Here is a 14472-nt window from a genome sequence, read left to right as displayed (position 1 = left end):
AGAATAATACTCTTCGAAAATCTCTTCAAACCACGTCAGCGTCGCCTTACCGTAGGTATATGTAACTGACTTCGTCAGTTCTATCTGCAACCTCAAAACAGTGTTTTGAGCAGCCTACGGCTAGCTTCCTAGTTTGCTCTTTGATTTTCATTGAGTATAAGATATATTAAAAGCGATTGGGCCAGCCAATCGTTTTTAATTTGCATTGGTTATTTTAGGAAACTCTTACAAAAAATCAAAAAAATCTTTCACATCCTCTACATACCCATGCTTTTCTATTAAGCTGGCTAAGAGTTCCAGATTGTGCCCCTGATAGTTATCTTCTCTTCGTAGCTCTTCATACATTTCGATAAAGGGAAGCCCCTTGGACTTGGCCAATTCTAACTCCGCTTCGTAATCATAAGCGACTTTACGAAATAGGATATTTACCAATTCCCCATCTTCAACCTCTATCACGGCATACTGGGCACGGTGATTTTTTAACGCTTCCCAATTAAAATAGGGCATGCCAATCGACCCTGGATTGATGATTTGTTGCCCTTGACTGCCATAACGAAGCAACTGCTTGTGAACATGACCATAGACTGCCACGTCAACTTCATCATCTAGGAGTTGGTCAAATTTCTCTGTATCATTCTCAACTAGCAAGTCACCACCATAGTTCTTATTTGGCAAATTATGAGAGATAGAAAAGCGCAATCCCTCAATTTCTTTCTTTTCCAGCAAAGGCAAGCTTCGTAGCCAGACAATCGTTGCAGGATCCATTCGCTCCATCAAAAACTGAGTCATGCGCATGAGCTGGATTTCTTGCGGATTTTCCAAACCGTATTGCCCATCCAAGACCTCCAGGACACAATCATCCCAATTGCCTCGAACACTTACCGTTATAGGAAGGTCCTTTAGCAGTGCGACTAAGTCATTTGCGCCTGGACCAGGAAGAAAAATATCTCCCAGAAGCCAGTATTCACTAACTCCTTGATTTTTAGCATCTGCAATCACTGCTTCTAGCGCCGTCGCATTGCCATGAATATCTGATAAAATTGCGATTTTATGGTTCATGATGTTTTTCCTTCCGTTTGGTAATCTACTCTTTCTTCCGCCACTTGAGGCAAGGCTTCTGCCTCCTGCGGGTTCAACTTTCTCTGAACAGCCTCTGCGACTGTTCTTGGTACCCCAACTTCGACAATCTCATCCACACTGGCTTCCTTGATTTTTGTCAGAGACTTGAAATGCTTCATGAGATTTTGCTTGCGTTTAGGTCCCAGACCGTCAATTCCATCCAGTTGTGATGAAAAGGAATTTTTGGAGCGCAGTTGGCGGTGGAAAGTAATGGCAAAGCGGTGCACCTCATCTTGGATGCGTTGGAGGAGGAAAAATTCCTGAGAATTGCGAGACAACTCCACCACCTCAAGTGGATCTCCAAAAAGCAATTCATGGGTTTGGTGCTTGTCGTTCTTTTGCAGCCCAGCAATTGGAATATCCAAACCCAGCTCCTCTTGGATGACTTGCTTGGCAATATTGACTTGACCTTGTCCCCCATCAATCACAATCAAATCTGGAGGAGTCAAACCGTCACGCTGTACTCGACCATAGCGCCTGCGAATGACTTCTCTCATACTGGCATAGTCGTCTGGCCCAACGACAGTCTTGATTTTATACTTACGATAATCTTTTTTACTTGGTTTGCCGTTGACAAAGACCACCATGGCTGAAACAGGACTAGTTCCCATGATGTTGGAGTTATCGAAGGACTCGATGCGGACTGGTGTCGGGATTTGGAGTAAACGTCCTAGATTTTCAATAGCTCCTTGGGTCTTCTCGACAGATTTCTCTAGCAGGTTGAATTTCTGCTCTAGGCTGACTCGAGCATTCTTTATAGCCAAATTGACCAGTTGTTTTTTTTCTCCACGCTGGGGTTTGAAAATCTTGGTATCCACCAAAGCCTTGACGGCTTCTTCGTCAATATCCTGCGGAATTAGTACCTCATTGGGTACTAGGTGAGATTTTTCTTGATAGAATTGTCCTACATAGGTTAGAAAGTCCTCATCCGGATCGTTGTAGTAGGGAAAAAGATTGACATCGCGCTCAATAAGCTTGCCCTGACGAACAAAGAAAACCTGAACACACATCCATCCCTTGTCCACATAGTAGCCAAAGACATCGCGATTTTGGAGATCCTTAGCCATGACCCGTTGCTTGGTTCGAAGCGTTCCAATCGCCTGAATTAGGTCACGGTATTCCGCCGCGCGTTCAAATTCCATAGTCTGGGCTGCCGTTGCCATCTTGCCCTTGAGGTCATCGATGATTTTATCATCCTGTCCTTTTAGAAAATCAGAAACCTCCTGAGCCATAGACTTGAAATAAGCCTCATCCTTCTTACAGATAGTGTGGGCCATGCATTGGCCTATATGGTAATAAAAACAGACCTTAGACGGTGGATTCGTACACTTACGAAAAGGGAAAATCCGATCCAGTAGTCGCTTGATTTCATTGGCTGCTCCCACATCTGGATAGGGACCAAAGTAAAGACCGCCGTCCTTCTTGACCTGACGGATGATGATCAAACGAGGATAACGCTCATTGGTGATTTTGATGAAAGGATAGGACTTATCATCCTTGAGCATGATATTGTATTTAGGCTTATTTTCCTTGATCAGATTGATTTCTAGGAGAAGTGCCTCAATATTGGACTCCGTAACGATAAATTCAAAATCTACAATTTCAGACACCAAGGCCTCTGTTTTGGTATCATGACTTCCACGGAAATAAGATCTTACGCGGTTACGCAGATTTTTAGCCTTTCCTACATAGATAATAGTGCCATTTTTATCCTTGTGAATGTAACAACCAGGGCTGGTCGGCAGGAGCTCTAGTTTTGATTTAATCAAGTTATTCATAGTTCCATTATAGCAAAAAAGTAGGGAAAGATTGTTCCCTACTCACTAGTCTCATATATTTTTCGAAGGTTTGCAACATCCACTTCCTGGATACCATAAAAGGAACCCGCAGGTTGCATGACAGACTTTTCATCTGTATGGTCCAAGCCAATCGCATGACCCAACTCATGTTCTGCTGTATGGACAATGCGCTCATAGGAATAACCATAATTTGGATTGGATAGATAATAATGATTCAGACGCACCGTTACGGATAAAAATTGCCCTGTTAAGAGATTGGTCTGACTTTCTGCCTCTCCTGCCACAGGAGTGCCTCCGTCATTCATCTCCGTAGCTAGGATATCTGCCTTGCTGGACTCGGTGACAATTTCAAAGTTAAAAGCACCCGTTTGATTCCAATTCTGAATCGCTTCTACATAAGCTTCTTGAAAGTGTGAATCCATCTGGGGATCCAGGTAAATACGAGCAGAAGCCTGCGGCCACCTTCCTTCAGAATGCTGGTGGCTATCTGTCTGGTTCAACTTAGGCAGTTGCCCTGTTTTTTCCCATTGGTCGATACTTTGCTGACCAATCTTTACTGACCGTTCTGCTTGCTTTAGCGCTCCTTGAAAATCCCCGTTCAAATACCAGAGAAGTCCGAAAGCAAGCGCACATAAGAGCACAACTATCCAAACCAGGCGCCAAAACAAACGCCACACAAAAGAAAAGAAAGCCCCTATCAAACGAAAAAGCCAGCGCATATCCCTCCACCTTTCTAGCAAATAAAGTCTATTTTACTAAAACAAGCTGAAAGAAAACTAAATACTGGCCTTTTCATCTTAACGTCCTACTATTTTTTTGAGTAACTGGATAGCTTTGTATTTTAAAGGCGATGGATGGTAACGGAAAGTACCCGCTTTGCGTACAATATAGCCATTAAAATTTTGTTTAAAACGCAAAACACCATCACTACCATCAAAAATCCCTTGAATCCCTAGGAAGTTGTATTTAGGTATTCCACGTTTTATGCTTTCCAACATAATATATTTTTGAAGCAGTGCAGGGGCATAGAATTTATTAAACTCAGTGTAGGAACCACTAAAGAGGTAAGTCGTTTCCTGAGGCATATAAACAAATAAACTCCCGGCTAAAACAATATCTTCTTCTCCATATTTTTCAATCAAGTCTCGCGCTTCTGCTTTTCGAACTTCAAACGTTTCAAATTGACTAGAGTATTCTCTCAGTTGATTTTGTTTTTTCTCAGAATGAGGATTTTTACTCAAATCAAGTCGCAACTTGTCCAAGATTTCTTCTAGTTTACTTTGTTCACCTTGCAATTTGCTCATATAGTCCGAAAAATTCAAGCTTGCTATGAGAAACTCCGCTTGTTCTCCAAAAGCATCATAAAAATACTCATAGTATTCTAAACTTTTATCACTATATTCTCTACGCTCAGAGGTTTCTTTTGTTATATTCTTAAAAATCGATAGTTCTTCACGTTTTAACTTTTTCAACCGAATGCCAAACGTTTCAGCCTTTTTCACCAAGGGTTTACCCTTTTTGCTAAAACTTTTAAGCAAGTTCTTTTCAGTTAATTCAGTCAAATCTTTATAGTATAACCAATCTGGTTCTCCACCTGGATAACCTCTTGTCAATCCATCAAATTGATAACCTAAATCAGTCAAACCTTGAATAATACTTTTTTTCTCAGCATCTATCGGATTACCTTGGCTATCAAAAGTTTGATAAGTTTCATAAGGTTTTACAAGCAACTCTAATACACCATTTTGCTTGGCATATTCTTTTAACTCCGCATAAAAAACTGGAAGAGCATCTTGTTGGGTATAAATCGGCCCCGAATTGAGCTCCATATGCAGACCACCCAGCATGGGCAAGCTATAAACCAGAGCTGCAACTTGAATTTCTTCTGCTTGTTTCAAAGCAAGATAAACAATTCGAGCTCCTCTTTTTTCTAACAAGTCCCCCATCTGGACCGATTGCATAAAGGAACGAGAAGAAACCTGACCAGAATAAGCTTGAAACTCTTCTTTCGTGAGTGTAATTAGTGCCATATACTTACTTTCTATGTTTTTTTCTTAATGTTTTACGGAAATCAAGAGCAAGTCTTAACAGAGGATAGAGAGGATGGGTAGGCATTGTAAATTCACCCAAATATTCTTCAATCGTTGGATTAAATTTTTCCTTAAAATGATAAAGTCCACCATTGAGAGAGTTTTCAACACCACCTAAATTTTGCCACAACATACCTCGCTCAAAGGCATAGCGAGCCGTTTCATACCAAGTTAAAATTGGTGCATTGTAACGTTTAAAATCATCATCCATACCAGCATATAGATTGACAGAGGTATTACCAAATTCCAAACTCAAAGTAGCCGCTAAAGGAACTCTCGCTTGACCTGCATCTATATATTCCTGCAAGAAGGTCAATTCCTCTAACAAACGTTCTTTTTCCTTCTTCTGCGCTTCTACTTTTGAAGTGCGAGTTGACTCAGTAAAGGTCTCTTCCAAGGCTCTGTTTTTCGCTAACTGTTCTTCTAATTCTTGCGAACGTTTAGAGACATCCAAGGTTGCCAAGGTGATATAGGCCTTATCCTTAAAATTATCTAACAATTTTTTATAATAGGTTTCATTCCTCAAATGAATCTCTTTTCGCTTCTCGGTTTTTTTCATCAAAAAGGAAAAAGACTCCAATAATTCAGTTCCACCAAATTGAATCTCTACCCCCTTATTTCGTGCTGTTCGAATAGCTTGCCTCGTTGACTTGGAAAGTTTATCTTCTTCAAAATTTTCCTTGTATATTTTAGCCTGAATACGAGGTTGAATGGTGTCTCCCATTTCCTCTGTTTTTCCTGACCAGCTTACTCCCATTTGTTGCAAACTATCAATAATAGCCAGATTTTCAGGATATTCTGTCTTTTCCTGATTGATTAAACTTTGAGATAGGCAAATACTTGGGTCAAAAGTCACAAAAACCGCTCTCTTACTGCGAGCATAAGACTTAATAGACTGCAGGACAAACTTTAAAAGTTCTATATCCCTGTAATCCAATATAGGACCTCTTGGAATATAAAACATTTTATAGCCTAAAGGCAGAGATTTTATGAGAATACTAGCCACAGCCAGTAACTTCCCCTCTTCATAGACACCAAATCTCTCATGATGCCAATCAGACTTCACTTTTTCCCAAGCACTACTTTGTAATACATTGCCTAATTCATGGTCTTTGACAAACTGATCATATTCTAATGCGGGAATGCCAATTTGATAACGGTACATTTCCTACTCTCTTTCCTCCAGTATCTTATTACTATTCTACTACTTTCGTTTGAAAAGTCTAGTGAAAACATATTTTATTTTAGTTCTACTCCCACTATGCTGAAGTTCAAACTAAGTCAATCTCTCTTCTAATTTGAAATCAATCGGTAGGGTTGCTAAGAACCGTTCCAATTGTTTTTCCCAATAATACCATTCGTGAGTTCCAGCGCTATGGCTATAGGTCACATCAAATCCTATTTTTTCGAGGTTTTTCACTGCCAGATTATTGGCTTCGTACAAGAAATCCTGCTCACCACACCAAGCCCAAAGCTTGGTCTTTTTGTCCGATTTTTTAGCCAGACTTTCAAGAGAATAAGGACTAGCTGTCCAATCCTTAATCTCCCCAAACACACCTCTCCAGTAAGCTGGTGTTCCCAAATCTTGGCTTTCAGGAGAAAAATCTTGAAAGCTAAGGGCGCCTGAAAAGCTAGCTGCACGAGAGAAACGATTTGTCGCAAGAGCCAGTTTGAAGCAGCCGTAGCCTCCCATAGAAAGACCAGCGATAAAGGTCTTTTCACGCTTGCTAGTCATATTAGGGAAGAAGCGTTTCAGAACCTGTGGCAATTCCTCTGCTAGAGCTGTGTAATAGTCAAAACCATACTGGGTATCGGTGTACCAACCGTTGCTGGTATTGGGCATGACGACTATGAGATTAGTCCCCCGAAGCAAGCGTTCTACATTGGTCCGCTTGAGCCAACTATTATGATTGCCAGACATCCCGTGCAAGAGGTACAAGACGGGAATGTCTTTACAATCTGGTTCTTCCACTCGATTGGCATCAGGATAGAGAACATTCACTCCCCACTCCATATCCAAAACTTGTGAGTAATACTCGATTTTCATTACTGCCATAATTTTTCCTCTATTTTTCTATAAGAAAAAGCCGAAATTCGACTTTCTCTCTACTTATTTTAACGATTATTTTGCTTCCATGACTACTGGTAGAATAGCTGGACGACGTTTGGTTTGATCAAAGAGATACTTGGTCAGATTATCCCGAACCTTCCCTTTAAGATCTGCCCAATCAAAGTCATCTCCTTGAAGATAGTCTTCTACCGTTTGGTTAATCAATTCTGAACTTTCACGGAGAATATCCCGGCTCTTCTTAAGATAAACAAATCCACGTGTATGAACACGAGCTTTGGCCACAATTTTCTTCTCACGTCGGTTAACTGTAATTGCGACGATGAAAATGCCATCCTCTGACAAGACCTTACGGTCACGAAGAACCACATTTCCAACATCACCTATGGCATTCCCGTCAATCAAGACATCCCCTGCCGAAACTGCTCCAGCTGGGACAAAGTCTCCATTCTCATAAGCCATGCTGGTTCCCTTTTTAGGGATGAAAATGCGTTCTGGCAACATACCTACTGCCATAGCAGCCTTAGCATGGGCATCCAACTCGCGGTATTCCCCTTGAATTGGGAAGAGATACTTGGGTTGCAAGAGATTGATCATCAACTGCAAATCACGCGCATTTCCGTGCCCTGATACATGTAAACTTTGGGTAATCAATTTGACAACCCCTCCTGCCTGATAAATCATATTTTCCACACGCGCAACGAAGGCTTCTTTAGCAATAGACGGAGCCGTAGCAATATAGACCAGGTCCCCATCCTTGATTTCTACATAACGATGGCGACCAATCGACATCTTACGAAGTCCATTGATAGGTTCACCCATACGACCTGTCTCAAGAATAATCAACTCATGGTCTTCAAAGCGAGACATATCTTTCGGCTTAATCAAGAGAATTTCGTTGGCTAAAGACAACTTCTTGAGACGAATCGCTGTGCGGACGATATTTTCAATATCAAATCCTGTCAAGACGATACGTCGACCTGTTTTATCCGCAGCGTCAAAAATCTGCTGGATACGAGAAAGGTTACTGGAAACAGCTGCAACGATGATACGACCTTCCCAGTCAGCAATGGTTTGGGTAATTTCATCTCTAACTTCACTTTCACTAGCCACCTGAATATTGCTGTCCGCATTGGCCGAATCACTGAGGAGAGCCAGGACGCCGTCACGACCGATTTCTGCCAAACGAGCGAAGTCTGTCGCATAGGATTCACTAGCTGTCTGGTCAAATTTGAAGTCACCTGTATAAACGATGCTACCTTCAGCTGTCTTCAAGACAATTCCCAGGCTCTCTGGAACGGAGTAAGTCGTAGGGAAGAAGGAAACCACTGTCCCACCAAAATCAATCTCCGTATCTTCATCAATAACATGAAAATCATTAAATTTCTTGACTGCGTCATTTCCTTTGACAAAGAGCTTTGCCAACTCAATGGTCAACTCAGAGCCAAATACAGGTACCTTGGCTTCAGCCAAGAGATAAGGCAGAGCACCAATAGCATCTGCATGTCCGTGAGTTAAAAATACCCCAGCAATTCGATCTTTATTTTCAAAAAGGTAGTCCATCTTTGGAATCACCACATCGACCCCTAATTGTTCATTTTCGGGATATTTTAACCCTGCATTCAAAACAAAAATGGACTCTCCAATTTCAGCAATGTACATATTTTTCCCATTTTCACGTACACCACCAAGTGTTGTTAAACTAATATTACTCATTTTTCCTCCAAAATCTTAGTTTATCTTGATTATAGGGTTGCTTGCCCTTTTATTCTAAAAGCACTATTACTTTTATACTCTTCGAAAATCTCTTCAAACCACGTCAGCTTCGCCTTGCCGTATATATGGTTACTGACTTCGTNNTGCGGCTAGCTTCCTAGTTTGCTATCTGATTTTCATTGAGTATTAGCCGAATCTTTTCCTACCATTATACCATTTTTTTGATGATTTTCAAAATGAAGATTTATTTTCAAAAAAGAGCTGGTTGCCCAACTCTTTTCCATCTGCTATTCTTTTTCCATTAAAAAGTCATAAATTTCTTGCACGGTACCTAGCGCCATCATTTCTTGGTCTTTGACGGTTTGTTTGAGATTTTGATAAATCTGACTTTCTCCGATCTCCCGCTTTGGTGCCTCTTTATTGACTGTCATGACACCATCTTTGATCGTCACAAAGCCTAGCTCTTCAAATACTTGAATCATCTTGACCAGCAAGATTTGTTGGATATTAAGATAAGTAGCCAAATCTTTCAGCTTGTAGCGAATATCAAACTCTGGGAACTGGTAGATGGTCTTGTACAATTTGGCAAACTGATCTCTAGTCCCATAACCTGTCAGATAGTAGGCCTTGTCAATATCATTTTTGAAATAGACAGCAGAGAAATTCTGTTCCTGAAAAATGGTCTTCAGCTGAGTAATATCCTCAGGAACGGTTTTTACGATAACAGCTTCACTAGCCGCCAGATTTGGCAGTTCTCCAGCAAAATCCAAGACTGGAATCCCTTCTGGCAAGACTGCATTTTTCCCACGAATGTTAAAGAGTTGAACACCTTCCACACGCGCATCCACCATCATCAACTGGAGGGCAGTTTGACCATTCCATTGATTGACAGACAATTTGACTGCCAACTCTAGATTTTTGGTTTGAGAAAACTCTGTCGCCCATCTGCCTTGGCCAAAGGCTACCACTTCAAAACTCGCCTCACCTTTGGAAATTTTCAACTTGAGATGAGCATTGCCTGCCCCCATAGTACGGGCACTTTCGACCTGAAAATTCTTGATATAAAAGACAGGTTTCTGATTGTCCATTCCAAAAGGTGCCAAGCGCTCAAAGTTCTTGACTGTTTCAAGACTCAAAGTCTCCAAATCCAACTCTTCATCTAGGTTTAACTTATTCTTGCCACCAGCATCTGCGCCTTTTTCACGGACATAATCTTCCAAAACCTGAGATAAATCTGAAAGTTTCTCAACTTCCAGCGTCATTCCTGCAGCGCCAGCATGACCTCCAAAGGCGATGAAGAGGTCTCGATGAGGATCCAGAGCCTCAAAAATATCGACCGCTTCCACACTACGAGCACTGCCCTTAGCACGACCGTCTTCTATATTAAGAACGATGACTGTCTGCCCTAGTTCTTCCAGCAAACGACCAGCCACGATACCCAGAACCCCAGGATTCCAGCCTTCCTTAGCCAAGACTTGGACCTTCTTCTCAGAGTCCACCATGGTCTTAGCTTCTTCATAGATAGACTGGACGATTTCCTTGCGCTCTTCGTTTTTCTGATGAATCATAAGGGCAATCTCATGCGCCTCCTCGTCGTCAAATCCAGTCAGCAAATCGATGGCAGGATTGGGATCATCCAAGCGGCCCAAGGCATTCAAACGAGGGGCAATCTGGAAACCAACCGTTTCTTCTGTTACTTCGTTGGCAGCAATCCCAGCCATGTCTAGCATTTCTTGTAGACCAATGCGCTGAGTGTGCCCCAACATTTCCAGACCATACTGCACCAAGATACGGTTCTCATCTGTCAAACTAACCATATCAGCAATGGTACCAATAGCGACCAAATCAAGCAATTCCACTTGTACTTCTTCTAACAGGGCACAAGCCAACTTGAAGGCCACTCCACAACCAGCCAAATATTTAAAAGGATAGTTCGCATCTGGATGCTCAGGATGAACGATGGCATAGGCATCAGGCAGAGTTTCAGGCATGGAATGGTGATCTGTGACAATGACATCCACTCCCATAGACTGGGCCAATTCAATAGCCTCATGACCAGCAACCCCATTATCCACCGTCACAATCAAGGAAATCCCTTCTTGCTCGATAAAATATTTATAGACACTAGCATTAGGGCCATAGCCATCGGTAAAACGATTGGGCAAGTAAACACGGCATTCAGCACCAAGCTGTTCCAAACTTTCCTTCACAATCGAAGCCGAAGTCATACCATCCGCATCATAGTCTCCATAGATGAGAATATTTTCCCCTTCTTCAATGGCCTGACGAATACGAGCCACTGCCTTGTCCATATCATGGAGCAGATAAGGATCGTGCAAGTCCTCCAAGGAAGGTTCTAAAAACTTCTTCAGACTTTCTTGGTCCTGAATCCCTCTTTCAAACAATAAGCGAGCCACCTCAGGACCCAACCCAGCCTTCTTGGCTATCTTTGTAAAATCCGCATCTTCTACCTGCGGGGCAAACTGCCATTCATAAGTAGGTGTTATCAAAAAGACATCCACTCTTTCTAAGAATTCTATTGCTTCATTATAACACGATTTAGGCTTTTTCTCTATCCAGATTGCTTTTTTATAACATTTTAGTGAATTTTTTCAGATATGATTTGACAAGGCCATTATTTTGGTGTAGAATCGTGTTATAAAATCTAACACGAAGGAGATTCCTTATGGCTTTAGTAGAATTTGAACACGTCGATAAATATTACGGGGACTACCACGCACTCCGCGACATCAATCTCCGTTTTGAAAAAGGACAAGTCGTTGTCCTACTCGGACCATCTGGTTCTGGGAAATCCACTCTTATCCGCACCATCAATGGTTTGGAGGCTGTAGACAAGGGAAGTCTTCTAGTAAATGGTCACCAAGTTGCTGGTGCCAGCCAGAAAGATTTGGTGCCCCTTCGCAAGGAAGTCGGCATGGTTTTCCAACATTTTAACCTCTATCCGCATAAAACAGTGTTAGAAAACGTAACACTAGCACCCATAAAAGTTCTAGGAATTGATAAAAAAGAAGCTGAAAAAACAGCCCAAAAATATCTGGAATTTGTAAATATGTGGGACAAGAAAGATTCATATCCAGCTATGCTTTCTGGTGGACAAAAACAACGGATTGCCATCGCACGCGGACTCGCCATGCATCCGGAACTTCTCCTCTTTGATGAACCAACATCTGCTCTTGACCCTGAAACCATCGGCGATGTTCTGGCAGTTATGCAAAAATTAGCCCACGATGGTATGAATATGATTGTCGTTACCCATGAAATGGGCTTTGCCCGTGAAGTTGCCGACCGCATCATCTTTATGGCTGACGGAGAAGTGTTGGTGGATACGACCGATGTCGATGACTTTTTCGACAATCCAAGCGAACCTCGTGCTCAACAATTCCTCAGCAAAATCATCAACCACGAAAGTGACAAAGTCAAATAAGGAGGCGCCTATGAAAAAGAAATTCTTTTTATCAGCATTATTGATTAGCCTTTTCAGCCTTGCTGCTACAAAACCAGTTCAGGCTGATACTAGTATCGCAGATATTCAAAAGAGAGGCGAACTGGTTGTCGGTGTCAAACAAGATGTTCCCAATTTTGGTTACAAGGACCCCAAGACAGGGACCTATTCTGGTATCGAAACTGACTTGGCCAAGATGGTAGCTGATGAGCTCAAGGTCAAGGTTCGTTATGTGCCGGTTACCGCACAAACTCGCGGACCCCTTCTAGACAATGAACAGGTCGATATGGATATCGCAACCTTTACCATCACAGACGAGCGCAAAAAACTCTACAACTTTACCAGTCCCTACTACACAGACGCTTCTGGATTTTTGGTCAATAAATCTGCCAAAATCAAAAAGATTGAGGACCTAAACGGCAAAACCATCGGAGTCGCCCAAGGTTCCATCACCCAACGCCTGATTACTGAGCTGGGTAAAAAGAAAGGTCTGAAGTTTAAATTCGTCGAACTTGGTTCCTACCCAGAATTGATTACTTCTCTACACGCTCACCGTATTGATGCCTTTTCCGTTGACCGCTCGATTCTATCTGGCTACACTAGTAAACGGACAGCTCTACTAGATGATAGTTTCAAGCCATCTGACTACGGTATCGTTACCAAGAAATCAAACACTGAACTCAACGACTATCTTGATAACTTGGTCACCAAATGGATCAAGGATGGCAGTTTGCAAAAACTTTATGACCGTTACAAGCTCAAACCATCTAGCCATACCGCAGATTAAGGAGGACACCCTATGACAGATTTATCATCTTGGACAGCCTATTTTCAGGATTTTGGACAATTTTTCAATGGTTTCCTCTTCACTCTTGCCCTAGCGATTGGATCCTTTATCCTCGCTATGGTCTTGGGCATCTTCTTTGGAGCCATGTCAACCAGCAAACGTCCAATTTTGCGCATTTTAGCTCGCATCTTTGTGGAGTTTTACCAAAACACTCCCCTCTTGGTGCAGTTTGTTATCGTTTTTTATGGCCTACCTCTTATCAGTGATCATATCATCATGATTCCAATTTATTGGACAGCTGTACTCTGTGTAGGTCTCTATCACGGCGCCTATATCGCTGAGGTGATTCGCTCAGGTATTCAGTCTATTCCTAGCGGTCAGATGGAGGCTGCCTTGTCGCAAGGTTTTACCTATATCAGTGCCATGCGCTTGATTATCTTGCCTCAGGCTTTCCGTATTATTCTCCCTCCTTTGACCAACCAAATCGTCAACCTCATCAAGAACACCTCGACAGTGGCTATCATTTCTGGAGTCGACTTGATGTTTGTGACCAAGTCTTGGTCGGCTCTTAACGGAAACTATATCCCAGCCTTTCTAGGTGCTGCCCTTCTCTACTTTTCTCTATGCTTCCCTGTTGCCCAGTTTGGTCGCAAGATGGAGCAAGCTAACAAAAAAGCCTATTCGCTTTAGGAGGTTGCTATGGAATCCATTTTAGAAGTTTTGACCCCAGATAACCTAGTCTTTATCTTTAAAGGATTTGGCTTGACCCTCTATATTTCTCTGATTGCCATCGTCCTCTCTACTATCATCGGTACCGTGCTAGCCGTCATGAGAAATGGGAAAAATCCTATCTTGCACATCATCTCCAGCATTTACATCGAATTTGTGCGTAACGTTCCCAACCTCCTCTGGATTTTCACTATCTTTTTAGTTTTTAAGATGAAGTCCACTCCAGCAGGAATCACTGCCTTCACTCTCTTTACCTCAGCAGCCTTGGCTGAGATTATTCGAGGCGGTCTCAATGCCGTAGACAAGGGGCAGTACGAAGCAGGAATGTCACAAGGATTTACCTCAACCCAAATCCTCTACCACATCATTCTCCCACAAGCAATCCGTAAAATGCTGCCAGCCATCATTTCTCAGTTTGTAACCGTGATTAAGGATACCAGTCTTCTCTACTCTGTTATCGCCCTACAAGAACTCTTTGGAGCTAGCCAAATTCTCATGGGCCGTTATTTCGAACCAGAGCAGGTCTTCAGTCTTTATATCCTGATTGCCCTCATCTACTTCAGCTTTAACCTTGCAATTTCGAGCCTGTCTCATATGCTAGCCAAACGTTGGCAACAAGCTGCAGAATAATACTCTTCGAAAATCTCTTCAAACCACGTCAGCTTCACCTTGCCGTATATATGTTACTGACTTCGTCAGTT

12 protein-coding genes are annotated in these 14472 nt (G+C 42.2%); 4 read left to right on the top strand and 8 right to left on the bottom strand.

Annotation, left to right across the window (positions count from 1 at the left end):
• Positions 1-225 precede the first annotated feature (225 nt).
• The 8 genes from HT730_RS06240 to recJ all read right to left on the bottom strand — a co-directional run bounded on the left by HT730_RS06240 (position 226) and on the right by recJ (position 11302).
• Positions 226-1059: a metallophosphoesterase family protein gene (locus HT730_RS06240; protein ID WP_173307115.1), complete on the bottom strand. Its 834-nt coding sequence runs from the start codon at positions 1057-1059 to the stop codon at positions 226-228.
• Positions 1056-2897, bottom strand: a complete 1842-nt coding sequence (gene uvrC / locus HT730_RS06235) for an excinuclease ABC subunit UvrC (protein ID WP_173307114.1) — start codon at positions 2895-2897, stop codon at positions 1056-1058. The genes HT730_RS06240 and uvrC overlap by 4 nt, the downstream gene beginning before the upstream one ends.
• A gap of 38 nt (positions 2898-2935) precedes the next feature.
• Positions 2936-3637, bottom strand: coding sequence for a M57 family metalloprotease (locus tag HT730_RS06230; RefSeq protein ID WP_173307113.1), 702 nt, complete (start codon positions 3635-3637; stop codon positions 2936-2938).
• A 78-nt stretch (positions 3638-3715) separates the two neighbouring features.
• The gene (murN, locus tag HT730_RS06225; RefSeq protein ID WP_173307112.1) at positions 3716-4948 is read right to left on the bottom strand and encodes a peptidoglycan bridge formation alanyltransferase MurN; all 1233 of its coding nucleotides are present in this window, start codon (positions 4946-4948) and stop codon (positions 3716-3718) included.
• A 4-nt stretch (positions 4949-4952) separates the two neighbouring features.
• Complete coding sequence (locus HT730_RS06220) at positions 4953-6173, bottom strand: aminoacyltransferase (protein WP_173307111.1); 1221 nt, start codon at positions 6171-6173, stop codon at positions 4953-4955.
• A 111-nt stretch (positions 6174-6284) separates the two neighbouring features.
• Positions 6285-7064 (bottom strand): alpha/beta hydrolase family protein, encoded by a 780-nt coding sequence (locus tag HT730_RS06215; RefSeq protein WP_173307110.1) that lies wholly within the window; start codon positions 7062-7064, stop codon positions 6285-6287.
• Between the two features lie 66 nt (positions 7065-7130).
• On the bottom strand, positions 7131-8792 hold the full coding sequence (locus tag HT730_RS06210; RefSeq protein WP_000065626.1) for a ribonuclease J: 1662 nt from the start codon (positions 8790-8792) through the stop codon (positions 7131-7133).
• Between the two features lie 287 nt (positions 8793-9079).
• Complete coding sequence (recJ, locus tag HT730_RS06205; protein WP_173307109.1) at positions 9080-11302, bottom strand: single-stranded-DNA-specific exonuclease RecJ; 2223 nt, start codon at positions 11300-11302, stop codon at positions 9080-9082.
• Between the two features lie 176 nt (positions 11303-11478).
• On the opposite strand from recJ, the gene HT730_RS06200 reads away from it, so the two are divergent.
• The 4 genes from HT730_RS06200 to HT730_RS06185 are packed head-to-tail and all read left to right on the top strand — an operon-like array spanning position 11479 to position 14401.
• Positions 11479-12237: an amino acid ABC transporter ATP-binding protein gene (locus HT730_RS06200; protein WP_173307108.1), complete on the top strand. Its 759-nt coding sequence runs from the start codon at positions 11479-11481 to the stop codon at positions 12235-12237.
• Between the two features lie 10 nt (positions 12238-12247).
• Positions 12248-13042 carry a transporter substrate-binding domain-containing protein gene (locus HT730_RS06195; RefSeq protein WP_173307107.1) on the top strand — a complete coding sequence of 265 codons (795 nt, stop codon included), beginning with the start codon at positions 12248-12250 and terminating at the stop codon, positions 13040-13042.
• A 12-nt stretch (positions 13043-13054) separates the two neighbouring features.
• A complete protein-coding gene (locus HT730_RS06190) occupies positions 13055-13732 on the top strand; it encodes an amino acid ABC transporter permease (RefSeq protein WP_000131137.1) in 678 nt (225 codons plus the stop codon).
• Positions 13733-13741: 9 nt separating this feature from the next.
• Complete coding sequence (locus tag HT730_RS06185) at positions 13742-14401, top strand: amino acid ABC transporter permease (RefSeq protein WP_173307106.1); 660 nt, start codon at positions 13742-13744, stop codon at positions 14399-14401.
• Positions 14402-14472: the final 71 nt, after the last annotated feature.

Source organism: Streptococcus sp. k-628 (assembly GCF_013277475.1).
GTDB lineage: Bacteria > Bacillota > Bacilli > Lactobacillales > Streptococcaceae > Streptococcus.
Note: the sequence above shows the minus strand (reverse complement) of the source record. Positions and strands in the feature narration are given on the sequence as shown.

Excerpts from the sequence above, each read along its gene's own strand:
- HT730_RS06240 (WP_173307115.1), bottom strand. The coding sequence starts at position 1,059 with ATGAACCATAAAATCGCAATTTTATCAGATATTCATGGCAATGCGACG.
- uvrC (WP_173307114.1), bottom strand. The coding sequence starts at position 2,897 with ATGAATAACTTGATTAAATCAAAACTAGAGCTCCTGCCGACCAGCCCT.
- HT730_RS06230 (WP_173307113.1), bottom strand. The coding sequence starts at position 3,637 with ATGCGCTGGCTTTTTCGTTTGATAGGGGCTTTCTTTTCTTTTGTGTGG.
- murN (WP_173307112.1), bottom strand. The coding sequence starts at position 4,948 with ATGGCACTAATTACACTCACGAAAGAAGAGTTTCAAGCTTATTCTGGT.
- HT730_RS06220 (WP_173307111.1), bottom strand. The coding sequence starts at position 6,173 with ATGTACCGTTATCAAATTGGCATTCCCGCATTAGAATATGATCAGTTT.
- HT730_RS06215 (WP_173307110.1), bottom strand. The coding sequence starts at position 7,064 with ATGGCAGTAATGAAAATCGAGTATTACTCACAAGTTTTGGATATGGAG.
- HT730_RS06210 (WP_000065626.1), bottom strand. The coding sequence starts at position 8,792 with ATGAGTAATATTAGTTTAACAACACTTGGTGGTGTACGTGAAAATGGG.
- HT730_RS06200 (WP_173307108.1), top strand. The coding sequence starts at position 11,479 with ATGGCTTTAGTAGAATTTGAACACGTCGATAAATATTACGGGGACTAC.
- HT730_RS06195 (WP_173307107.1), top strand. The coding sequence starts at position 12,248 with ATGAAAAAGAAATTCTTTTTATCAGCATTATTGATTAGCCTTTTCAGC.
- HT730_RS06190 (WP_000131137.1), top strand. The coding sequence starts at position 13,055 with ATGACAGATTTATCATCTTGGACAGCCTATTTTCAGGATTTTGGACAA.
- HT730_RS06185 (WP_173307106.1), top strand. The coding sequence starts at position 13,742 with ATGGAATCCATTTTAGAAGTTTTGACCCCAGATAACCTAGTCTTTATC.